Source organism: uncultured Nostoc sp. (assembly GCF_937863485.1).
In the GTDB taxonomy this organism is placed as follows: Bacteria; Cyanobacteriota; Cyanobacteriia; order Cyanobacteriales; family Nostocaceae; genus Nostoc.
On the sequence record NZ_CALMFY010000028.1, the window covers coordinates 1 to 23,871 of the forward strand.

Annotated in this window: 19 protein-coding genes and 2 pseudogenes; 13 read left to right on the top strand and 8 right to left on the bottom strand. The window is 41.9% G+C overall.

Going from position 1 to position 23,871, the window contains the following annotated elements; translation table 11 throughout:
• The first annotated feature begins 953 nt into the window (after positions 1-953).
• The 4 genes from Q0541_RS04085 (at position 954) to Q0541_RS04100 (ending at position 3,860) form a co-directional block, all read left to right on the top strand.
• On the top strand, positions 954-1,523 hold the full coding sequence (locus Q0541_RS04085) for a photosystem I assembly protein Ycf4 (RefSeq protein WP_273768725.1): 570 nt from the start codon (positions 954-956) through the stop codon (positions 1,521-1,523).
• Between the two features lie 24 nt (positions 1,524-1,547).
• Entirely contained in the window at positions 1,548-1,730 is a 183-nt protein-coding gene (locus Q0541_RS04090) for a hypothetical protein (RefSeq protein ID WP_298905916.1), read from the top strand.
• Positions 1,731-1,736: 6 nt separating this feature from the next.
• Positions 1,737-2,537, top strand: a complete 801-nt coding sequence (locus Q0541_RS04095) for a peptidylprolyl isomerase (protein WP_298905918.1) — start codon at positions 1,737-1,739, stop codon at positions 2,535-2,537.
• Positions 2,538-2,717: 180 nt separating this feature from the next.
• A complete protein-coding gene (locus Q0541_RS04100) occupies positions 2,718-3,860 on the top strand; it encodes a beta-ketoacyl-ACP synthase (protein ID WP_298905920.1) in 1,143 nt (380 codons plus the stop codon).
• 332 nt (positions 3,861-4,192) lie between these two features.
• Here the strand turns inward: Q0541_RS04100 and Q0541_RS04105 are convergent, their stop codons facing one another.
• The 3 genes and pseudogenes from Q0541_RS04105 to grpE form a co-directional block, all read right to left on the bottom strand.
• Positions 4,193-5,275, bottom strand: a complete 1,083-nt coding sequence (locus Q0541_RS04105; protein WP_298905923.1) for a J domain-containing protein — start codon at positions 5,273-5,275, stop codon at positions 4,193-4,195.
• 13 nt (positions 5,276-5,288) lie between these two features.
• A pseudogene (locus Q0541_RS34290) lies at positions 5,289-7,021 on the bottom strand (Hsp70 family protein).
• A gap of 75 nt (positions 7,022-7,096) precedes the next feature.
• Complete coding sequence (grpE, locus tag Q0541_RS04120) at positions 7,097-7,930, bottom strand: nucleotide exchange factor GrpE (protein ID WP_298905932.1); 834 nt, start codon at positions 7,928-7,930, stop codon at positions 7,097-7,099.
• Between the two features lie 779 nt (positions 7,931-8,709).
• Between grpE and Q0541_RS04125 the strand changes: the two genes are divergently transcribed.
• Positions 8,710-9,999 (top strand): Glu/Leu/Phe/Val dehydrogenase, encoded by a 1,290-nt coding sequence (locus Q0541_RS04125; protein ID WP_298905934.1) that lies wholly within the window; start codon positions 8,710-8,712, stop codon positions 9,997-9,999.
• Between the two features lie 196 nt (positions 10,000-10,195).
• On the opposite strand, the gene Q0541_RS04130 is transcribed toward Q0541_RS04125, so the two are convergent.
• Positions 10,196-11,332 (bottom strand): Gfo/Idh/MocA family oxidoreductase, encoded by a 1,137-nt coding sequence (locus Q0541_RS04130; protein WP_298905936.1) that lies wholly within the window; start codon positions 11,330-11,332, stop codon positions 10,196-10,198.
• 656 nt (positions 11,333-11,988) lie between these two features.
• Here Q0541_RS04130 and Q0541_RS04135 point away from each other — a divergent pair.
• The 7 genes and pseudogenes from Q0541_RS04135 to minE all read left to right on the top strand — a co-directional run.
• Positions 11,989-12,258 (top strand): annotated as a pseudogene (locus Q0541_RS04135) (DUF29 domain-containing protein); the annotation flags it as partial.
• A 290-nt stretch (positions 12,259-12,548) separates the two neighbouring features.
• Positions 12,549-12,734, top strand: a complete 186-nt coding sequence (locus Q0541_RS04140) for a hypothetical protein (protein WP_298905938.1) — start codon at positions 12,549-12,551, stop codon at positions 12,732-12,734.
• A gap of 84 nt (positions 12,735-12,818) precedes the next feature.
• Complete coding sequence (locus Q0541_RS04145) at positions 12,819-13,481, top strand: hypothetical protein (RefSeq protein WP_298905940.1); 663 nt, start codon at positions 12,819-12,821, stop codon at positions 13,479-13,481.
• 185 nt (positions 13,482-13,666) lie between these two features.
• A complete protein-coding gene (locus Q0541_RS04150; RefSeq protein ID WP_298905943.1) occupies positions 13,667-15,007 on the top strand; it encodes a four-carbon acid sugar kinase family protein in 1,341 nt (446 codons plus the stop codon).
• Positions 15,008-15,149: 142 nt separating this feature from the next.
• Entirely contained in the window at positions 15,150-16,178 is a 1,029-nt protein-coding gene (minC, locus tag Q0541_RS04155; RefSeq protein WP_298905945.1) for a septum site-determining protein MinC, read from the top strand.
• A 293-nt stretch (positions 16,179-16,471) separates the two neighbouring features.
• Positions 16,472-17,278, top strand: a complete 807-nt coding sequence (gene minD / locus Q0541_RS04160; RefSeq protein ID WP_273768711.1) for a septum site-determining protein MinD — start codon at positions 16,472-16,474, stop codon at positions 17,276-17,278.
• 36 nt (positions 17,279-17,314) lie between these two features.
• Entirely contained in the window at positions 17,315-17,611 is a 297-nt protein-coding gene (gene minE / locus Q0541_RS04165) for a cell division topological specificity factor MinE (protein ID WP_273768710.1), read from the top strand.
• Between the two features lie 162 nt (positions 17,612-17,773).
• Here the strand turns inward: minE and Q0541_RS04170 are convergent, their stop codons facing one another.
• Entirely contained in the window at positions 17,774-18,307 is a 534-nt protein-coding gene (locus Q0541_RS04170; protein ID WP_298905949.1) for a Rho termination factor N-terminal domain-containing protein, read from the bottom strand.
• 280 nt (positions 18,308-18,587) lie between these two features.
• Positions 18,588-19,892 (bottom strand): hypothetical protein, encoded by a 1,305-nt coding sequence (locus Q0541_RS04175; RefSeq protein ID WP_298905952.1) that lies wholly within the window; start codon positions 19,890-19,892, stop codon positions 18,588-18,590.
• A gap of 860 nt (positions 19,893-20,752) precedes the next feature.
• Between Q0541_RS04175 and fmt the strand changes: the two genes are divergently transcribed.
• Positions 20,753-21,757 carry a methionyl-tRNA formyltransferase gene (gene fmt / locus Q0541_RS04180; RefSeq protein WP_298905954.1) on the top strand — a complete coding sequence of 335 codons (1,005 nt, stop codon included), beginning with the start codon at positions 20,753-20,755 and terminating at the stop codon, positions 21,755-21,757.
• A gap of 104 nt (positions 21,758-21,861) precedes the next feature.
• On the opposite strand, the gene Q0541_RS04185 is transcribed toward fmt, so the two are convergent.
• Both Q0541_RS04185 and Q0541_RS04190 read right to left on the bottom strand, forming a co-directional pair.
• Positions 21,862-22,224 (bottom strand): DUF6464 family protein, encoded by a 363-nt coding sequence (locus tag Q0541_RS04185; protein WP_273768703.1) that lies wholly within the window; start codon positions 22,222-22,224, stop codon positions 21,862-21,864.
• 107 nt (positions 22,225-22,331) lie between these two features.
• Entirely contained in the window at positions 22,332-23,843 is a 1,512-nt protein-coding gene (locus Q0541_RS04190; RefSeq protein ID WP_298906010.1) for an FAD-dependent oxidoreductase, read from the bottom strand.
• Positions 23,844-23,871 lie beyond the last annotated feature (28 nt).

Here is a 23,871-nt window from a genome sequence, read left to right on the forward strand (position 1 = left end):
CGTCTAGAACGTCAAACCACCCTCTACTAGGGGCGCGTCCAACTGCGATGGTCATCGGACTAAAATCCTCTTTTTTACTAAAATTGCAACGTTTCTAAAGCAATACGGAGAGCCGATGTAACCGACTGCCGTGAGGAATTAACGTTTTTTTTGACAATCTCAACAGCGTGAAAGCAACTGAGATTCTGAGAATTTGCTGACCAGTGATATCAGCATTTCTCTTTCTTTATGCCATTACACGTACCATCGGCTAGTAATCTAGCTTGTGGTAACTTAATGATTCTTAACTTATCACACTAGTCGGGGTTTTTGCCTGATACACAGAAGCAAATCAGGCATAAAACGCGAACCTTATAAATAATATGAATATCAGAAATTTTACAATTTGACACAAGTTTTCTCAGAAATGTAAAAAAATTTAGTGCAGATGGACGTAGGTAGGTAACTCATTCCCAAGAGGTCAAAAAGAGGCAGGGGGCAGGGGAGAAAGAATTTTTATCAGCCACTGAGTCAATAAATTATATAACGTGCCCTAACAAATTATATGGATTATATGGGTAGCAGGAACAGGCAGGGGCGCAGTTGAGTTTTTGTCAACAATGTTTGGTAAAATGTGGATGGTTACTTCGCCACCCCGGTCGTTGATACACCTCTGGAAAACCTATGTGAAATGTTGGACAAGGGGAAAGGAAGTTGGCACATCTTGACTAATACAAATAGCCTAAGTGGTTTGTCCCATAGTGCAAGTAAGCCAGTATCATCTAGGACAGTAAAATTTGTCGGGTACAGGGTAAAAAATTTATAGTCTGCGGTAATGTATCCCGTGAACTTAAAACAGAGCTTCAGTGCCTTTTAAGCATTAGCCGGATTGGCACAGAGAGCCACCACTCTATGCAAGAGCATTCAGTGTACGAGTATGTCACAGCGAGTATCTCAAGGGCAATGGTAGTTCAATGATGGCATCAACAACAATTAACAAAGGCGATCGCCTCCTGCATCAAAATGTTCTCGGTTCTCGTCGCTTCAGTAACTACTGCTGGGCAACTATCGTTACCTTGGGAGCCAGCGGCTTCTTATTGGCTGGGATATCCAGTTATTTAAAAGTTAATTTACTCATAGTTTCCGATCCAACTAAACTGGTATTTGTCCCCCAAGGATTGGTGATGGGATTATATGGCACTGCTGGCTTGCTATTAGCCACATATTTGTGGTTAGTGATTTTATTGGATGTAGGTGGCGGTTACAACGAATTTAATCAGGAAACTGGCACAATCAAAATCTTCCGTTGGGGGTTTCCTGGCAAAAACCGCCGAATTGAGATTGACAGCCGCATAGAAGATGTGCAATCTGTGCGAATAGCCGTCAAAGAAGGTCTTAATCCCCTTCGTGCCCTCTATCTACGCATTAAGGGCCGGCGAGATATACCCTTAACACGGGTTGGACAACCGTTATCTTTAACAGAGTTGGAAACAGAAGGCGCAAAGTTAGCCCGCTTTTTGGGAGTGTCACTAGAAGGACTTTAATTAATTGGGCATTGGGCATTGGGAATGGGGAATGGGGAATGGGGCATTGCGGATTGGAGAATGCGGATTGGGGAGTGCGGACAAGGAGGACAAGGAGGACAAACTGGCAAAGAAGCGGATAAACCAAGAATTTTTACAATGCCCAATGCCCAATGCCCAGTGCCCAATGCCCCTCGAAAGGATAAGATACTGTGGTTGAATCAGTAACTGGCAATGCGGTTAAAAATTTCACAATTTTTGCTTTCTCTTGTGATCATCAGTGCTTTGATGTTGGGAGGATGTTCCACACAGCAAGTAGCTTCTAATACGTCTTCTCCAAGCTCGACAGCTACCTCGGCTACAAGCCAGGCAAGCACCAAGACGACTACTGAAGCAACATCTGTATCTCAAACTAGTAGTGAGAGTATTCCTGGAATCACAGATTTACCACGGCTCGAAGGCAAGGCTACTGTGGTGCTCACGGTTAAAGGTTCGCCGATTACTATCGAAGTAGACGGCACTGATGCCCCCATTACAGCTGGCAACTTCGTAGATTTAGTGCAAAAGCGTGTTTACGATGGTTTAGCTTTCCATCGAGTTGTGCGCGAACCCCAACCGTTTGTAGTTCAAGGGGGCGATCCCCAAAGCAAAGACCCGAAAGTTCCAGCAAATAGACTGGGAACCGGTAGCTATATTGACCCAAAAACGGGAAATCCTCGCTATATACCTTTAGAAGTTAAACCAAAAGGTTCAGATACTCCGATTTACAATAAACCATTTGATGCTACTGCTCAACCTGTCATATTGCCCCATAAGCAAGGTGCAGTAGCAATGGCGCGATCGCAACCACCAGACTCCGCTTCTGCTCAGTTTTACTTTGCTTTAGCAGATTTGGCCTTCTTGGATGGTAACTACGCCGTGTTTGGCAATGTCACTCAAGGCTTCGATGTAGTGAACAAAATTCAGCAAGGCGATCGCATTGAATCTGCTAAAGTCACCCAAGGTGCTGAAAATCTGAAAACACCAGGGCAGTAAGAGGAACAGGGGGAGATGGGCGAGATGGGGGAGATGAGGAAGTTTATTAAACATATCCGCAAATTAAATCTCGAAGGGTTATAAATCGAGAATCAAAACCTAATTTTCGGACAAGTGGATTGATAATTACGTTTCCTCATCCCCCATATCTCCCTCATCCTCCTCATCCCAAAATTCAAATTGGTTAAGGTTTGTGTAACTGGTATTGGTTTAATTTCTGCCTTGGGTGGAAGCTTAGAGGATAGTTGGCAAAATTTGCTAGCAGGTAAATCTGGAATTCGGTTGCATCAACCATTTCCAGAAATTACACCACTTCCTCTAGGTTTGATTGTTCAACAATCATCTGAGTTGCCAATGTTAACTCAGATGGTTGTTGCTTCTGCTTTGCAAGATGCTGAGTTAGTTTCACCTTTAGCTGATTGTGCTGTAGTCATTGGATCGAGTCGCTCTTATCAAGCGTCTTGGGAAATGCTGGCGCGGCAAATGTATGAAGACACGGCGAAGCCCGTGTCCTCTTTTGGAAATTGGCTAGATACATTACCTCACATGAATGCGATCGCAGCTGCAAGACAAATCGGTGCATCTGGGATAGTTTTGGCACCGATGGCAGCTTGTGCAACTGGAATTTGGTCTATTGCCCAAGCAGCTTTGCTGATCCAAACTGGGCAATGTCAACAGGCTCTAGCTGGTGCAGTGGAAGCGCCAATTACACGTTTAACTTTGGCTGGATTTCAGCAGATGGGTGCTTTGGCGAAAACTGGCGCTTATCCCTTTGATTTGCATCGGGAAGGCTTAGTTTTGGGCGAAGGTGGAGCTGTGTTTGTCTTGGAATCAGCAGAGTTGGCAAAACAGCGGCAAGCAAAAGTGTATGGTGAAATTCTCGGTTTCGGTTTAACTAACGACGCATATCATACCAATTCACCAGAACCTCAAGGGAAAAATGCGATCGCTGCCATCAACCAATGTCTAGAACGTAGTTGTCTCTCACCAGCCGATATTGATTATATTCATGCTCATGGCACAGCTACTCAGCTAAATGACCGGATAGAGAGCATGGTAATCCAGCGTTTGTTTCCCCAAGGCGTGGCAGTTAGTTCCACCAAGGGAAGCTCAGGTCATACACTAGGAGCATCTGGAGCCTTAGGTGTAGCTTTTTCTCTCATGGCATTAAAGCATCAAATTTTACCACCTAATGTAGGATTGCAGCAGCCAGAATTTGATTTAGATGTGGTTACAGCAGCCCGTCTAAGTAAAGTTAGGCAGGTATTATGTTTGAGTTTTGGCTTTGGGGGACAGAATGCTGCGATCGCCTTAGCAAGGTAAAAACTTGTGAGGGTTGTGATTTGTGATTAGTTGCCAATGCCCCATACCCTTAAGTTAACTGTGAGAATATCTCTGTTACTGGTGCTATTAATGTAAAAAAAGATGTATTAGTGCCTATATGCAAAGCAGCTTGCTTGCCATTAGATACCTTCGACTGGGCGGGTAGCAACACAACACTAAATGTGATCGCCTGTTATTTACCAATTGTCAATGAAAGAGGGTTAACAGTTTCAATACCTTATTCACTGCTTTAGCATTAGGAAAAGCTTGGGTAATATCAGGTCTAGAAGTACTAAGTTTGTCCCCACAGGCCATCTTAAACTTAGATATGACTACTTTTCATTGGGTAAGTAGTTAGCTAGATTACCCAGTATAAACGCCATCACTTTTTTAACATTTGGGTGCTTTTTAATGTAGCTTGCAGCTATCGGGCCAAAACGATAATAATGACTAATAAATTTCCTCCCTAAGATGTTCTTGGTCAAATATTCATCCCTGAAGTAACGATATTTCATTACTTCTGGTGCATAGGGTGTACCGTAGGTGGCTGTGACAACAAAGCAACTGTCTGAAGAATTGTTAGTAGCTTGATACTGGGGTTGATACTGCTGTTTGCTAGCAATCTCCATAGCTGCCTTTTCTAGCTGACCAAAAAATCCACTATTCAACAGATATATGGTAGGATACTTAGATTTTATACGCTGTGCAGATACAAGAACTTCACTGTCTATTGAGTTGCTAATTTCTTCGATGATACTCTTGAAATTTGTATCTCGTTCATAGTCAGAATGTTGTGCTCCCAGTGCATTAATAATGCTAAATGCTGCTAATCTTTTGAAGCCGTGGATAATTTGATAATCATCTTTGAGAACATCATATTGATTGAAAGCACTAACAACTTCTGAAATATCCTTATGTATTTTCGCAATTTCCGTATTACCAGGACTAAACCTTTTTGCTGCTTCCATAAAAGTTAGTGCAGCTTTTAATATGTGAGGATTTATGTATTTTGCACCGGCTTGAACCAGTTCAGAGCCAATTACAGCAAATTTAGCTGCAACATAATTGCGTACATCTTCATCTGCTGGTAAACAAGAAATAATTTGTTCTGCTGTGGACGTAACTTGTTCTACTTGATTGTTGCGTAAATGAATAATACAAATATTTTCTTCCCCTATTCTATCTTCAGCTTGACTTAGCAAAACTATTATTTCTCCACCATGCTGTTGTAGCGAATCATAGTTTTGCTTTGCTTTAGGATCGGATAGGGTTTCGTATGCCTCACGAATAACTTTGAATTTTTCAGGATCTTTCTCAGGTGAGTGCTTGCGTACCAGTCGATAGTAGGAGCGCCGAATTTCTTCAGTAGATGATTGTGTGGGAATATCTAGCGTTTGGTATAGTTCGTAAGCCATCTTAATTACACTCCTAATTGATTTCCCATTCAAACATCATGTCTACTAGGCGATTACCCACCTCATCAATCAGCCTGGAATTGTCAGTTATCAAAGCCTCTTTCAAATCCATTACCGCACGAGAAAGAGGAGATCGTTCCTGGGGTGGGATACCTGCCATAAACCGTTCAGCTTTATTAATCAGGCTTTCATACTGTTTTGCCCGTCCATTCTGTTTCCATAAATCCTGACTACGCTCAGTAGCGGCTCGTTTCTCCTCATCACTCATGCGCTTGTCTGAATGTCCCAGGGCTATTTCAACACTTTTACGAATATAGGGAATACTGGCTGTAACTTTAGCAATCCCATTAATATCGTAAGAAAATTCAATCTCAATTGGATAAGGATTGCCATTTGGTGCAGGTGGTATATCAGTAATCTGCCCAGTAATTCCCGTATCAATAGCATCTATGGGAAGTTTAGCCTTACCTGTTTTATCTTGATAGAGACGCACCTCAACTTCCTGTTGTTCAGCATGAAGTAAGGTGTACGTTTTTTTGGCTGAATAAGGGATGGTAGTGTTTGGTTGAATCAATGCTTCATAAGTCAACATGACTTGTCCACCGATCATGCTCACTACATCAATTCCTAAACCAAATGGGGCTACATCCGTTAAAATAATGCCACTTTCCTCATTGATTAACCCTTTGGCTAGAGCCGCTTGTATACAAGCACCAATCCCAACTGCCAAATCTGGATTAACATCTAATTTTGGTTCTTTACCGAACATTTCCGCCACCATATTCCGAACTGCCGGAATATAAGTTGTGCCGCCAACTAGCAGCACTCGATCAATTGCACTAGGGCGTATTTTTTTCTTATTTAACGCTTCTCGGATACAAACTCTCGCTCTAAAAGTGGAGCGATCGCTTTTTCAAATTCTGTGCGAGTGATTTCAACATCCAAATCAATCCCTTTTCCATCTTTAGTTGCAAAATAGGGAATTCGGACATCACAAGATTGCTCTACAGAGAGTGTCTTTTTTGCTTGTTCTGCTTGTCCCTTCAATTCCGCCTCACGGTTGTAAACTGGAACTCCCGGATACTGTGCTTCAAATTTTTTGAGCAACAGAGAAATCATGACTTCATCAAAATCCTTACCACCCAAATGAGTATCACCAAAACTACACTTTACATCTAACACTCCTTCAAACATTTCTAGAACTGAAATGTCTAAAGTTCCACCACCAAAGTCAAACACAACAAGTTGTTCTTCAGAATCAATATTTTTGATGCCAAATGCTAGTGCTGCTGCGGTTGGTTCATTGATCAACCGAAGTACATTTAAACCAGCTATCTCACCGGCATTAAATGTTGCTTTACGAGCAGCATCTGGGAAATTAGCAGGTACTGAAATTACTACATCTTGAATTGGATGTCCTAACGCTTCTTCAGCATTTTCTTTCAACTTGCGAAGAATCAAAGCGGCAATTTCCTCTGGGCGATAATCTTGTTCTTGTAAGCAAAAAACTTCCTCAGTTCCCATTAATCGTTTGCTTTCTCGAACACCATACCCCGGACGATCAACTGTTCCCCGTGCTGTTTCGCCAACCAAAAGTTTTTTTCGCTCATTAATTGCCACAATTGAAGGGATAATAGGAATTTTTGTTACTGGGTCAGGGATTGGCAGAGGTTCATTATTCTTGTAAATACAAATTTCTGAAGTCGATGTACCCAAATCAATTCCAATTGCATAAATTGTTTTCATTGTTTAAATCTCGTAAAAATGAATTTATTGCTGATGTAATTAAAGTTAAAGCTTTATTTCTACCTAAAGTTACATTTAAGTAGTTGTAGAGGCTTCTAGAGGCATTAATTGTTCTGAATCATTACTATTTATAGGTTTAAGTGCCAGAATGACTTCTGCTCGCTGCAAGACTTTTGCACCTAATCTATAACCCCAGCGATCGCACCTTACAATATATCCAGGTTTTGTTTTTGATGATTGTTCTTCACCCTTACACTCATGTTCATTCTCGTCAAATTCGCCATTGGCAAATGAAACGATTCGATAGAAACCACGTTTGTTGACAACCTGTTCAAAGTCTTGAATATTTTTATTAATGACCTTCTGTTTTTCTTCATTCTGTTCAGTTTCCAATGCTCGTTTTAGTACTTGAAAGAATTCAATAGTACTTTGATTCCAATAAAGTAATTCACGCTGCAAATTACCATTTTCTTGACGCAGATCCATCAATATCTTTTCAATAGACTTGTTACTCTCTACAAAAGAATTGTTACTCTCTTCAAGCCTTTTTATTTCCTGTTCAATCCTGTTATGCAATTTTTCCACCCGCTCACTATTGTCTTCAATAGCAGAAGTGTTTTTGAAATACTCTCTGCCAATTCTCTTTAGTTCATCAATTACCTTTGGCAAGACACCGACAAATTCTTGATCTTGATTTCGCAGGTAGATCCATAAGAAAAAGCTACAAGATGCCAAAAGGTAAATTGCTGAAATAACAAACAGGGTATCGCGCTGAATTTTCACTTGGGCATTAGGTAAAACAGCAACTGCAAGACCTACCAGAGAAATGATTAAAATAGTTGCAGTAATACCATAAAGAAGCCAATGTTTTTTTAAATGGCTTGGTGTTGTACTTTTATCATTACGCATTTATAAAAATCCTTTTGAAATTTCTGTGAAGGCACATATTGAGAATGCTTTATTTAGAGGAAATATTGCTGCAAACCCTTGCTGTCTATTGAGCGTAATTAAGCCTGAATTGTTAGGTTAAATCTGCGATGGGCAAAACCAATCACCCACACAAAAACTGAGCAAGCAACTAATTTGGCAAATACTTCGACAACAAATCTTGACCCTTACCGCCCATCTTCTCCATCGCTAGCGGCGACGGTTTAGAGCGTCCATTTTCCTAACGATTAATCGTGGTATATGTAACGCCTAGAGTGGCTGCAAATTTTTCTGGCGTTAGCCCAGCCAAAAGCCGCAAATCATGAATGATCTGCTCTACCTCTGGCTGGTTGATAGCCAAAGGTTTTGTGATAGTAATTTAACTTCTAAACTTGATTTACTAGCTTAAGTAGCTAATACTGTATTATTGGTTATATAGTAATTATGCAAAAGCCTACTAACTAACCGTATATACACGTAAATCATTTATTGCTTTAATAAAGGCGATTTGTTAAGTAATGTTGAACCTGAATTCTTAAAGGAAATCCCCACAAGATTAGATAATTTATTTTTTGGAATTATTTAACAAAGCAGACTATCTAGAATGTATTAGTCCATATACTGCTTTGCATCTATATCAAAACATAAAATATAAAACTGTAACAAAAACTACAAAAACTCTATTTTACCCACAAAAAAAAGATAAGCTAGTTAAATATGATATCCGGTTCGCAAAGATACCGTGATTAGGAGAAAATTTTATGATTTCAAAATCCCTGTTGCTGCCAGAACCTGCTTCTCCAGCACATATATGTCCATTTGATCAAGCCTGTAGCTACTTAGAAGCGGCAGCTAAAGAATTAAATTTAAATCAAGGTTTGCTGGAAATTCTCAGCCACCCGCGTAAGGTTGTCACGGTTTCCATTCCCGTGAAACTAGATGATGGGCAAATACAAGTTCTCGCTGGACATCGAGTGCAGCACTCCGATGTTTTAGGCCCCTACAAAGGTGGAATTCGTTATCACCCGGCTGTGACACTGCGAGAAGTTTCAGCTTTGGCAATGTTGATGACCTGGAAATGTGCTTTGTTAGGTATTCCTTACGGTGGTGGTAAGGGTGGTATTGCTATAGATCCAAAACGTTACAGTGTTGGCGAATTAGAGCGAATCAGCCGTCGATATATCAGCGAGTTGATTAAAGATATTGGGCCTGCGGTAGATATTCCTGCACCCGACATGGGTACTTCTGCCCGTGAGATGGCTTGGATGATGGACACTTACTCTGTAAATGTCGGTCATGCTGTACCAGGGGTTGTGACTGGGAAACCGCTTTCTATTGGTGGTTCGCTGGGACGGGAAATGGCAACCGGACGTGGCGTGATGATTATTGTGCGTGAGGCGCTAGCAGAACAAGGTAAATCCTTGGCAGGAGTGCGAGTAGTTATCCAGGGTTTCGGTAACGTTGGTAGTGCCGCAGCGGAATTACTACATCAAGCAGGCGCGAAAATTATCGCTGTTTCAACGGGTGCTGGGGGAGTATTTTCCGAAGTTGGTCTTGATATTTCCAAGTTGAAAGTCTACGCTGCTGAAAATCGCAAGAGTATTGTGGGTTTCCCGCAAGCTGTACCAATTAGCAATGCAGATTTATTAAGTTTACCCTGCGATGTCTTAATACCAGCAGCTTTGGAAAACCAGATCACTGAAGAAAATGTGAATCAGGTACAAGCGCAGATTGTGGCAGAAGCAGCTAACGGGCCAGTTACTCTTGAGGCTAACTTGTCGTTAGAGGCGCGGGGTGTGACAGTGCTACCGGATATCTTGGCGAATGCTGGTGGTGTGGTAGTCAGTTATTTGGAATGGGTGCAGGGTCTTTCCTATGTATTTTGGGATGAGGAACGTGTCAACCGCGAAATGGAGTATTTGATGGTGCAAGCCTACCGCCGGGTGATTCAGCAGTCGAAGGTACGGCAAATTCCTTTAAGGTTAGCAGCTTACACACTGGGGGTAGGTAGAGTGGCGCAGGCGCTGACTGATAGAGGTCTTTATCCTTAAATTTTTATATTTAGTTGTTCACGGGGCAGAATAGATCATTATCGGCAATAATTGTATTTGATCCGCCATTGATTTATCTGTCTTTTTTTGTTGAGCGATCGCTACAACATAAACTGTATTAATCGGATGAACAAGGGGATTTTGCCCCTTGTCTTACCAAGCTGATATTATTTGGTCAAGGATACTTCAACCTACCTTACTCATTAGAAGGTGCAGCAGCATTAATCAGGTCTGGCGTTTCCTCAAGAGGAGGACGTTGAATAGCTTGAGCCGATGTGGGACGTTGATGGCGTAGTTTACCGCCGCCGGCATCGCGAGTTTCTATCTGCACAGGTTGACGCGTCTCAATTGACTTGTAGAGCGCTTGAATGATCGAAACATCAATCAACCCCTCCGTTCCAGATGGCTCTGGATTTTTATCTTGCAGAATACAATCAGAGAAGTAGATAAATTCAGCTGCTAGTTGATCGTGATCCTCAAAGGTACGCTCTTGGGTTTCACCATTAATTGTTAGGTAGTGCTTCAGTTCTCCCTGCCAAGCATAGGCAGATTCTACTCGCAAATCGCCTTGAGTACCTACAATCTGATAGCTCGAAACACTAGCCCCTCCAAAGCTACAGGTAAATGTTGCCAATCGCTCGTTGGGAAAACGTAAGATGACGCTAGTCATTTCTTCCACTTCGCTGAAGCGTTCTTCTCCCTTATTGGCAGCTACAGCAAATACTTCAATTGGTTCATCTTGCAATAGATAACGTGCAGCATTAATGCAGTAAATGCCAATATCATAGAGCGTGCCACCACCTGTGACATCTCGCAAACGAATATTGCCTTCTTCTACTTGCTGAGTAAAAACCGAGTTGAAAATCCGTGGTTCACCAATTTGCTTTGAGCGGACAATTTCGACTGCTTGTAAATTGGCTTCTTCTAAATGTAAGCGGTAGGCAATCATCAGCTTCACATTGTTGTCATTGGCAGCTTTAATCATTGCCTCACACTCTTCTTCAGTCGTTGCCATTGGCTTTTCACATAATACATGAATTGCCTGATTAGCAGCCCGTACAGTGTACTCGCAATGCAAGTGATTGGGCAGCGCAATATAAACGGCATCAACCTCGCCGCTTGTCAGACAGTCTTCATATTGCTCGTAGGAGTAAGTATGCTTAATATCATATTTTTTGCTCAGTTCTTCGCTTTTAGTGGCGTCATCTGAGACTAGTGCCACTAATTCCGAGTTTTCAGTGTGGACAAAGGAAGGCAAGGCGGCTTCTTGAGCAAACCAACCTAAACCAACAACGGCATAACGAATTTTACGCTGATCATTTGTAGCAGTCATTTTTATACCTCATGATGAATAGCTTGGTAATTTTAAGGGACTTCCAGTTAAAAAAACATCCCATCATAGGGGCGCAAGGCCAAGATCCCCTACAAATGTACAAATAATTTTGGATAATTTATTTTTTGTCAGTCCCTAATGCCTTAATTACGTGCAAATTCTGGTTTGTTTATCTGCTTCAATTAATGAAAGAATGTCTGTTGCTTTAGTTTTAGCTATCTTTTCCCTTCACTAAATAATCGATTTCTAGGGCTGAGAATTTGGAGGTTGATGAATGGTATCTCGTATATTCTCAATGACTTGGTAAATTAAAACCTCATTCTTTCAGTAAGCTTTAGTTTAGACTTAAGGAATATTTTTGGTATTGCACCCTAACTGAAATTCATAACCTTGGCATGATGGATACTGAGTATGTAGCATTAGCAGCCCAAGGCTACGACCCTAATCTGGAACACCAACTGAAGATTTCCCCACAGACCAGTCGCTTATATAATCAATCAACCAACAACTAAACTTTCTTTATTATGATAGTGTCACAGGGAGTATTTTTATTTTGGTGAGAGATTGGAGGCAACTCTGAATATTGATAACCTGAAGCACAATTGGTGTACAAAACACAGTGTGTATAATACAACTTATGGGAGTTTAACAAGTGTATGGTGATCCAAATACAACCATCAACTCAAACTTTATACGAACAAGATTATTACCTTTGGCTTAGGACAACCATCAACCAACTTCGCACTAATCAGTTTTCATCTGTGGATTTAGATAACTTAATTGAAGAGTTGGAAGATATGGGCAAAAGCCAGAAGCGAACGGTTAAAAGTCTGTTAATTCGACTTTTTGAACATCTGCTTAAGCTCACATACTGGAATGTGGAACGAGAGCGAAATCAAGGGCATTGGAAAGGTGAAATCAGGACAACTACCCAAAACAGAGTATATTAAAACGCAGATTGAGCAAGAGTCAGCTTATCAGCAATTTTTGGCGGATCATAACCTACCTGATAGCACTGGCTTCAAAAGACTGTTGCTAGATGATTAGCCTGGGATATAGATCCCCAACTTCTTAGAGAAGTCAGGGATCTGAATGACGTGTGGTGAAAAGTGCGTAGTTTACCGCCAACCGTAGGCATCGCATAAAATCATTGTCTTGTAGAAAGTGGGAGATTAGATCCCCGACTTCTTGAAGAAGTCGGGGATCTGAATGGCGTGTGGTGGAAAGTGCGATCGCTAACGATGGATCGATTGGAGAATCTACTACCTGTGAATGCAAAAAAGGTGGCTATGGCACTAAAATGATGGATGCGATCGCCTCTGAACTTCCAGATGGTGCATGGCAAATGTCAGCTTTGCCTGATGGACAAGTGCAAGTTACACTGAGTTGGCGTTTATCCTAAGTTGATCTGGCTCAAGAAATTCATCCACGCCAAACCCGATTAAAATGAATACGCAACTCGCGCTTCCTCAAGGAGTATCAATCCGTGCAGCCGGACTTAATAGGCTTGGAAATTAGCAAAGGAGAACTGAGACGTTTGACTGGGTTCGATCCAGAAGACGTTTTTAGACCTTCTGTTTTGCGAGATAGCAAGAAGCGATTAGGGTTTTTCATCAATGAAATGCTGGTGACACTGGCGCTAACGCCAATAATTGTTGGCTTTGTTTATGCGTTTATTATTCTGCCGACAATTGGTTCTTCAATTCGACTAGGAATTCTTTTACTAATTCTAGTGCCAATCCCGATATTAGTAGGACGAGCGCTCTGGCGGCAATTAACCTGTCCCCAAGGACTGACAATACTTTTAGATGAAGTTGATAAATATCATGACCTGGTTGCTGCCATCGATATTAATGACCAATTGGCAGCATCAGGAAACGTAGAAAGCAGTATCCATGACCGAGATCAAGTAACCGCCGCCCTGCAACTAATTAGAGAAGATTTAGTCCGCGCTTTGAAAACGGAACGAATTTTGCGAGATAATAAAAAATTGCTTGCTAATAACCAAGAGTTATTTGTTAATAATTTAGCCAGTCTGCAAGCTTTACAACTTAGTAGTCAAGCAGGCGAATATGCTCAACTGCTAAATCAATCATTGCAAATTGCGATCGATGTGCAAGCAGAAATCAGAAAATTGCAGAAAGGCTGAATTGATGTTTGAAAAGTCACAAATGATACTAACAGACCTCTCTTTTTTAAGGAGAAAGGCTTTAAATCTCTCCCCAACCCTAATAAGGAAGGGGGTAGGGGGTTAGGTTGCAATTACTTTGATGTTTAGCAAAATACTTTTCAAATCCGAACTTTTCTAAAAAACAATTGCCCCGTTGACTTAAAATGAGCAACAAACCAAAAATAATTGTCCTGGATGATGACCCTACAGGTTCTCAAACAGTCCACAGCTGCTTGCTGCTAATGCACTGGGATGTGGATACTTTACGCAGCGGGTTGCAGGATGATTCACCGATTTTCTTTGTGCTGACTAACACTAGATCACTAACCCCAGAATCAGCTGCATCTGTGATCAAAGAAGTTTGCCATAACTTGAAAATCGCCTTGAATGCTGAAGGAATTGAGGATTTTCTGATTGTCAGCCGTTCTGATTCTACTTTGCGAGGGCATTATCCCATTGAAACTGATGCGATCGCACAAGAACTCGGTCCCTTTGATGCTCATTTTCTCGTACCTGCATTTTTTGACGGCGGACGCATCACCCGCGACAGTGTGCATTACTTGATTATTGCTGGTGTACCCACCCCAGTGCATGAAACTGAATTTGCCCGTGATTCAGTCTTCAGCTACCATCACAGTTATTTACCCAAGTATGTCGAAGAAAAGACTCAAGGACGAATTAATGCCGAAGTTGTGGAAAGGTTTCTCCTGGCCGATATTCGGGCTGGTAGTCTAGAACGCTTGCTAAAACTGAGTGGTAATCAGTGCGCTGTCGTCGATGGTGAAACTCAAGCTGATCTCAACCGCTTTGCAGTAGACATATTAGCAGCAGCAAGTCAAGGGAAACGCTTTCTGTTTCGCAGTGCAGCCAGTATTTTAACGGCTTTAGCCGCTTTACCATCCCAACCGATCGCCGCGGAAAACATGGTGCAGTACGTGCGCCAAGGCAAACCAGGTGCGGTAATTGTTGGTTCCCATGTGAAAAAGACTACTCAGCAATTAGCAGCGCTATTGCAAGTAGAGGGAACTGTGGGAATCGAAGTAAATGTAGCACGATTACTTGATCAGGGGGCAGATGAATCTGCGGCACTGCTAACTGAAATTCAGCAAAGTATACGGGCGGTACACGACGCTGGCAAAACACCAGTGGTTTATACTAGCCGTCAGGAACTGAGTTTTAAAGATGTCAACACCAGATTGGAGTTTGGGGCAAAAGTTTCAAGTTTATTGATGGATATTGTGCGGGGTTTACCATCTGATATAGGATTTTTAATCAGCAAGGGTGGTATTACCTCAAACGATGTTTTGAGTACTGGACTAGCCTTAACTTCAGCCCGCTTACTCGGTCAAATTTTAGCTGGTTGTTCAATGGTCTTAACGCCATCCGATCATTCCCAGTTTCCTAATTTGCCTGTGGTGCTGTTTCCAGGTAATGTCGGCGATGCTGATGCCTTGGGGATAGTTTATCAGAGGTTAACCGTGCCAATTTTAGATTTTAGATTTTAGATTAAAGGATCTTTTGGTTCATGTCAGATTAACGTCCTGCTACGCGCTTTCACCTTTTGTGGGTGACACAAATCCAAAATCCAAAATTGAAAATCCAAAATCTGTTGGCTAAAACTGTCCCTTGTCTTTTGGCTAGTACTGCATGAATTCTGATTCTGCGATTCCCAATCTAAAGTCAAATTCTGCACTTCCTGATGCAGAACCAAACTCTATCCTTTCTGAGGTAGAGGTAAATCCTACTGTTTCTGATCTAGAGTCAGATTCTATCCTCCCAGATGCTGAGTTAAATTCTGTCCTCCTTTATTTAAAATCAAATACTGTCCTTGCGGATGTAGAGTCAAATCCTGCTAACCCAGATGTAGAGTCAAATCCTGATGCGGGATCAGATTTTATCCTGACTGATTTAAATCCCGATGAGTTAGCATTACCAGGGCATCGCGTAAATGATAATACTCAAGTCCAGTTAAAAAGTCAGGAGGGACGGCTGTTATTAATTTTGCCTCCGGAATCTCAAGGATCTGGCTCAGAACTCAGTTGGTCTGATATTTGGCAACAAATAAGGCAACGTCTGAATGCAGGTGATCGCTTCCGTATATCTAACACGCCTGTACATCTAATGGCACAAGACCGCCTAGTAGATACCAGACAACTGCAAGAACTAGCCGAGGCTTTGAGTGAAGTTCAACTCCGGCTAATATCTGTCTCGACGAGTCGTCGGCAAACTGCGATCGCTGCTGTGACATCTGGGTATTCTGTAGAACAACTACAGCCCGTAACAACTCTTGTTTCAGAGTCCAAAGCGACAGCTACACCCCAGGCAGATGCTCTCTATTTGGAAACAACAGTCCGCTCTGGAGTAGAAATTCGTCATCCTGGTACAGTAATTATCTTGGGAGATGTAAATCCAGGTGGTATTGTAATTGCAGATGGAGATATTATCATCTGGGGTCGTCTACGTGGAATTGCTCATGCTGGGGCCGGAGGCAATCGTGAGTGTCTGATTATGGCTTTGCAAATGGAACCTACCCAATTGCGGATCGCAGATGCTGTAGCTAGGGCACCAGAAAAATTACCCATGCAATTTTCTCCAGAAGTGGCACATATTATGCCCCAAGGGATTCGCATCGCTAGGGCTAGTGATTTTTCTAGAAACCAATTTACTAAAATCTAATCAGTAGCCCTGAATATTTACTTAAAGAATGAAGAGTATCAAGGATGAAATATAGCGGTTTTCATGTAGATGGAATACACTACTCTAATCCCTTTGTCCTAGCGAAGTGTATTGCACACAACTGAGCACAGACGCAAAGCGGCTTGTCGCCAAATATCGCAATAAAAAAATATTCATCCCTCGCCCGAATCAGGGAGACCAGATATTTCTTCATACCTGATACGATACTTCATACTTTATACTGCAATTTACAGTTTTATATTTTCTGAACCCTCATTGACCGCATTTCTATCATGACTCGCATTATAGTGATTACCTCCGGTAAAGGAGGAGTGGGTAAAACCACAGTTTCAGCAAATCTGGGCATGGCTTTAGCCAAAATGGGGCGTCAAGTTGCTTTGGTTGATGCGGATTTTGGTTTGAGAAATTTGGATTTGCTGCTAGGGCTGGAAAATCGCATCGTTTATACTGCGGTGGAAGTCTTGGCCAGAGAGTGCCGCTTAGAACAAGCCTTGGTGAAAGATAAGCGCCAACCCAATCTCGTACTCCTGCCGGCAGCCCAAAATCGCTCCAAAGATGCAGTCACACCTGAACAGATGAAGTTACTGGTGAATGCCTTAGCGCAAAAGTATCAGTACGTGATTATTGATAGCCCCGCCGGCATTGAAAATGGGTTTAAAAATGCGATCGGTCCGGCAAAAGAAGCGCTAGTTGTCAGCACACCAGAAATTTCCTCAGTTCGTGATGCCGACCGGGTAGTGGGGTTACTAGAAGCACAAGGTATCAAGCGTGTTCATTTAATAATTAACCGCATCAGACCCGCAATGGTGCAGGCAAATGATATGATGTCAGTGCAAGATGTTCAGGAACTTCTCGCCATTCCCCTGATCGGGGTAATCCCTGACGACGAGCGTGTTATTGTATCTACCAATCGTGGCGAACCCTTAGTGTTAGCAGAAAATCCCTCTTTAGCTGCTACAGCCTTTGAGAACATTGCTCGTAGATTGGAAGGGGAAAGTGTCCAATTTATGGAGATCGACTCGTCCCAAGACAGCATCTTCGCCCGTCTACGAAGGTTGTTGTGGACAAAGATTGTTTAACTTACTTTTCCAGTCTCCACGCCAGACCTATTCGTAATGATTGAACTTCTAGAACGACTTTTTTTTCGCGGTCCTGATAGCAGTCGAACTCAAGTTAAACGTCGCCTGCAATTGGTGATTGCTCACGATCGCGCTGACATAGACCCTCAAACGTTGGAAAAAATGCGGCAAGAAATCTTAGATGTAGTCTGTCGCTATGTCGAAGTTGAGACAGAAGGCTTAGAGTTTTCTTTAGAAAGCAACCAACGAACCACAGCTTTAATTGCTAATTTGCCCATCCGCCGGGTCAAAGGTGCCATACCTGAGTGGGAAAGAGGTGATAAGTCTTTATGATCTAGTTAAATTATCTTTAAATTGCAACGAATCATCCTAACTTTTGGATTAAAAGTATTTACAAAAAAGCGATTCCAAATGATATAAGTTAGGTAAGCCAGTATTGTATACAAGTATTACTTACACACAATAATTAGTTTCAACTAATGGAGTGCGAAAGCCTCAGCTTTGAGCATCATGAATTGCTTTGAGTAGTTCGTCCTTGCTCATTTTGCTACGACCTTTAATATTCAGCGCTTTCGCTTGCTCATATAACTCCCGCTTTGACGGCTCAGACCCATCTTTAACCTCATGGATAGCTCGCTTGATAGCAGGAGTCCATTCGACGTGTTGCTTACCTTCTTTAGAAGCTTGTTCCTTTGTTTCCTCTGCTTCTTGTTTTTCGTTGTCGCTCAACTTATCCCACACCGAGGAAGGCAAGTAGCGCTTAGTGACTTTGCCCTCACGGGCGCGGTCTTCACGTTCTTCAGTCTGCCAATCTTGCTCAGACCATTCTTCCAGTGATTTTGCTGCTTCGTCTTTTTCGGCTTGCTTATAGTCTCCACCTTGTTTCTCATATTCCCGCACTAAAAGCTGACTTTTTCGCGCAGACCACTGACCAGGCTTACCACCTTTATCGGATTTCAGAATTTCTTCCTTGAGTTGGCGACGCAGCTCAGGGTGAGTATATTTTTCTTCGTAATTTTCATCAGCCATATTATTTACTTGCCTCAAATTCTGTGTGTGAAGAATCTTACAAAATTATTTTTCTTTCCTCAACCAAGATTTATTGACTGTTTTTGATAGTTTTGAAAGCGATAAATATTTTTACCAAGATATGCGGTTTTGTTGATATTTTCCTCTGTCAAAGGGGGAGTCAAAGAACTAAAAATCCTCCGACTTTTTGTGTAAATAAACTATTAGTATTTCTCCTCTTAAAAAAAATCTCCCGTTGTCAGTAGTGACGACAACGGGAGTATGTAAGATTTTTAATAAGCTATCGGTAGGCTACTTGTGGCCCTGCCCAAATTTCTGTAACCTTTTTACCAAAAGTAATCGGCTGATCATCATTTGTTGTAGTGACAGTTTTACCATCATTAGCAACTTGCATTAATGGCCAGTTTTCCTCGCCCAATTCACCCGCCCGAAATAGGACATGATCCGGTTGGCTTTTACTCCAGCCTAACAATATTGCAATTTTTTCATGATCTTCTTCCTGATTAACAGGAGAAACCGTGTTGGCGTGATTTTTTTGCCGATCCCAAATCACTGCACTATCTGTGGAATCACCTGCGTTAAATATACCTTCAAACTTGCGTGCTAAGAAGCGATCGCCTTTTTCCGACCAACTAACTGGAACTAATACCCCAATTTGACCATTGGGATCAGTTTCTTCTGACGACGCTGCCTTTACAGCCTTTATTTTTAATAAAGGATCACTAACAGGAGTAGTTGAAGCCATCACCCACAACTTCTTGCTTTGCATATCTTGGACAAACAGAACGCTGGTAACACGGCTGTTGTACATTTGGGGTTTTACCTCCAGTTGTACCCGGCTATAAACAGCATATTTACCATCTGGAGAAACCACGGGTATGCTGCGGTAGTGACGCACTCCCGAACCACCTTTAGAACTAATTGCCTCTTGAGTAGCTGTAATCCATTTCCAAGGAATAGGATGAGGACTACCTATGGGATCTATTTGTTCTGCTTGGGACTCCTCAACTGGTTCAACAACAGGTATTTCCGTCGTTGTGCTTGGTTGTGCTTTAAGAGTTGCTGTCAATGATTCAGTAAGAGACTTTTCTTTAGAGAGAGAATTTTCTCGTCCTTTCAAAGACTTGACATTAGCAGCTTTGAGTTTTCGGATTAAATTAAGTTGACTAATAGGAACATCTGTTAATGGTGCGAGTTCAACTGCTGCCAAACTATCAGGAACAGTTAAATCGCTATTTGACAAAGAACTATCTGCTTTAGCCAGAGGCTCAATTTTATCTGCTGGTAATACTTGCAGTTCCTGAACAGCAGTACTTTGCGTTGGCACAGAGTCAAATTCTTTTGTTAAAGAGTTGATTTGATCTGTTTTTAATATTTTAGCTATATCAGGTTCCCCAACTACAGCTATTTTCTTTGACACAGAGTCAGAATTTCCAGTTATCTGTGTTAGTTTAGCTACTTCGGATCTGACTGGGGTCGAGTTACCTGACGCCGCTAGCAAAGGTGCAATCAGTATCACAACGACAACGTAATTCAGAAATGGTTGTACGCGGAACCATCCTGATAGCAAAAGGGGTTTAAGCATTTGGAGACTCTCTAGAGGGGCGGTTGCTATGTGAGAAGCAATACCTATGCAGCAATGGGGCAGGCGGTAATTATATGTATAACAAGAAACTAAAAGCTTTGACGAAATATTTTCTTCAAAGTTTGTAGAGTTTTAGAAAAATTAAGTATCATTGTTTACACCTTTTTTACTCAGGTAGTAGTTTTTTTGGCAAAAATATATGAGTATAGTAAATATGCTGAAAACTCAGTAATTACTACACGATATAGAGTGTTGCAGTTCCTATACCCAACCACACCAAAAACAGGTATTGGTTAAGGGATATTCCGGGTATAGTTTAGGCGATGACGCTGGCAATTAAGAATGAGATAACTCGGCTATTGGGGATCATAATAGCGATCGCTATTACGCAGCAAACAAGCCAGGTTACACACTAAATATAACAGCGCAAACCCTGATAATGGTAAACATGAGGCGTTAGGTAGAAAACCTGGGAAAGCCGATGCATAATACATCATACTCAGAAAATACTGCTGTCAGCAACCCAAAGTTATAAATTGCAATCTCAACTACAAAAATAGTTAAAACAAGCAATAGTTTTTTAGAAACTCAACTGTATTTAACGCCAATTTGGGAAAAATAATCGGGAACACAAGAAAATTTACTCGGTAGATGCTCTAGCGGCTCGTGACGATACACCACTAAACGATGAGGCTCACTAAAGGCAGATACAGCTTATACTAGCTGTTACACTTGTCAACTTAACTATTAAGTTAAATCTTGCAGCCTTTGGTTTCACCAATACGAAAATATTCTATCACCAAACAGCCGATATTATTTACCATTAATTAATAGACTAACGATTAACAACTAAATTATTAATGAAAATTGTATTCTTTGGTACACCACAGTTTGCTGTGCCCACGTTGGAAAAGTTATTGAATCATTCAGAATTTGACGTGTTGGCAGTTGTCACCCAACCAGATAAACGCCGGGAACGCGGAAATAAACTTACGCCAACACCTGTAAAAGCGATCGCTACTACTCACAACTTACCAGTATGGCAACCCGAACGGGTGAAAAAAGACACTGAAACTTTAACCCAACTCAAACAATTAGACGCAGATGTGTTTGTTGTTGTTGCATACGGACAGATATTATCGTCAAAAATCCTAAATATACCAAAGTTGGGCTGCATTAATGTGCACGGCTCGATTTTACCCAAATATCGCGGTGCAGCGCCGATTCAGTGGTGTTTGTATAACGGTGAGAGGGAAACGGGGATCACAACTATGTTAATGGATGTGGGGATGGATACTGGGGCAATGCTACAAATAGCCACTACACCGATCGGATTACTGGATAATGCCCAAGATTTAGCCGAAAGACTAGCTGGGATCGGTGGGGATCTGTTGGTGGAAACTCTGTTGAAGTTGGAACGTCAGGAAATTCAACCAATTGCCCAAGATAATTTAGCAGCTACTTATGCCCCTCTGATTCAAAAACAAGATTATGGTTTGGATTGGTCAAAAAGCGCTATCCAATTACACAATCAAATCAAAGGCTTTTACCCTAACTGCACCGCTACCTTTCGTAACAACCTGTTAAAAATCACCGCTTCGGCTCCCCTTGCTTCTGTAAGCGATCGCGAGCTACCACCGGAATTACAAGAATTAATTCATAAATTGCCTAATTTGTCAAATATATCAGATAGACCCGGAGAGGTAGTGAGCATTGCCAAAGGAATTGGGGCGATCGTCCAAACTGGGGAAGGTTTGTTGCTGTTGCGAGAGGTTCAGCTAGCTGGTAAACGTCCCCAGTCGGGATGGGATTTTGTTAATGGTACTCGCTTAACTGTGGGAGAAGTTTTTGGTGTAGGCAGTTGAGGGGTTGCCAATTTTAGATTTTAGGTTGCACCTTTGGTGCGCTAGAAGCGCAACTTGGATTTTGGATTAAAAAAAATCTAAAATCTAAAATCTAAAATCTAAAATTAAATGACTCCTAGCTTTTCATAAAAGCGACAAGATTTGCAAGGGCCATCTGGGTTGACTGCACAGCGAATAATTTCTGAATGAGCATTGTAGCAGCAGGTGGCATCACCAATTACCCAACGTCCCTCAACCAAACTTTTCTCAGATGGTCGTTTAGCCGACTGTACGTAAATGGCAATATTATGCAAACGGTATCGCCCAGCTTTAAGTTGGTATCGATGGCGGCGCTCTAAAACTGCATAGGTTTTACCTTGAAAATCGAGATAGTTTCCGGGTTGGGGTGTCCAATCAAGTTGCACTCTACCGAGGGACTCACGCGGGTGCGTCAGAATCACTTCGGTTTGTAAAGAGTCTGGCTCCATAAGCTTATGTGATTTGATTTACATTATAAGGATGGTATCGCAATAGCTTTCTTTAGCTTACCGAATTTAGATTACAATTAATGATTCACTCTTGGCGCCCCTAAGGATTACGGCAACCAAAAGTCAGGTAGGATAGATTTGCCCAAGTTACGCAAAGTTTGGTTGAGCGATCGCCCCACTTGTATATGCACTTCATCCTCTTCTACAGCTAAAATCTCAGATAGCTGACCTGATCCCAAATAAGACACCACCAAATTCGCCGCCTCCAAACCAGTAACATAAGCCTTTTCCTGTGACCAGGAACCATGACGGTTTACAATCCAATCCCCACTCATAAACACATTCTCAAAACTTGTCTTAGCGGGCAACATATGACGATAGCTACCAGGTGCAAAGTGAGTCACCGCCTGAGGTAGCCGAATTACACTGCTATCAATAATCTTTGCCTCCCGAAACGCTGGCACACAAGTTGCTAAATAACTCTGAACTATTGGTAAAATCTCCTCATCGCTCAAACTGAGAAACTGATTAGCGTGATAAAAATCAGCTTCAATCACTGTTCCCGGCTCATTTTGATATTCATCATGTAGAGCATTCAAATCAAAAAATGTCCAACCTGTAGTTGCGTCGAATCCAAAGCAAGCATTGGAAGGACGAGGAATATCAATTTTGCGGTCAAACCATAGTCGCGTTGCTAAAACATCAATTGCTCCTAAATTGCTCAAATTACGGAATTCTTCACGGCTTTGTAAACTAGGACTAGTTGAGACAATTTTCTTCATCCCCGTGATCCCAACCGCAAAAATCACCGCATCTGCTTCAATTACTTCATCACCGCAAACTACAGCCTTGGCTCGATGATTACTATCAACAATTAAGTCTGTAACTCGGCGCTTAGGTAACACTCGCACACCAGCTTTTTCGATACGTTCCACCCAAGGACGAAATATCTTTTCCCCGACAGTTCCCCGACACCAAACCACATCAAAATCTGGTTGATGAGCCAGAATAAAAAAGTAAAGCATCCCTAAAGTTGCTGCGGCTGAACATTGTTCACCAGGGGCAAACAAGCCCACTAATAACATTGGTTCAAAAGCCTCGCGGTAAAGTCGGAAAGAAACGTTAAAGTCTTTGAACAATTCACGGGCAGTTACAAAGTCATAGCGCCGCCAAGCATCATCAGAATTGTCAAAATCAACAACAGCATAAAGTAAAGGCAGGGCGCTGAGGCGGTCAATTAGTGGCAGTCGTTTAAACTGAGTGTAGAGAAAAGTTCCTAGTGGGGAGGGGAGTCGCGGTAAGTCTTGAAAAATCGGTGATTCAACTTCCAAACCTGCTGGCGAATATTGCGAAGAACGAGTCCAAGTGGTAAAAGGATTAATTTCTAATTCATTGATTAGGGAAAAAATATTTTTGTAAGGATACCAAAAGCCATGAATGCCAGCTTCAACAGATTTTCCAGTGGCTGTTTGCCAACCTGCCACCAATCCACCGGGATAGGGGCCTGCTTCTAGAAGGGTCACATCATAGCCTTGTTTTGCCAAATGGTAGGTTGCTCCTAAACCAGCCCAACCTGCACCTACAACTACCACCCGTTTTTGTTCTGACCCTTCTACCATCCCAGCCTCCGATTGTTGCAGTCCATTA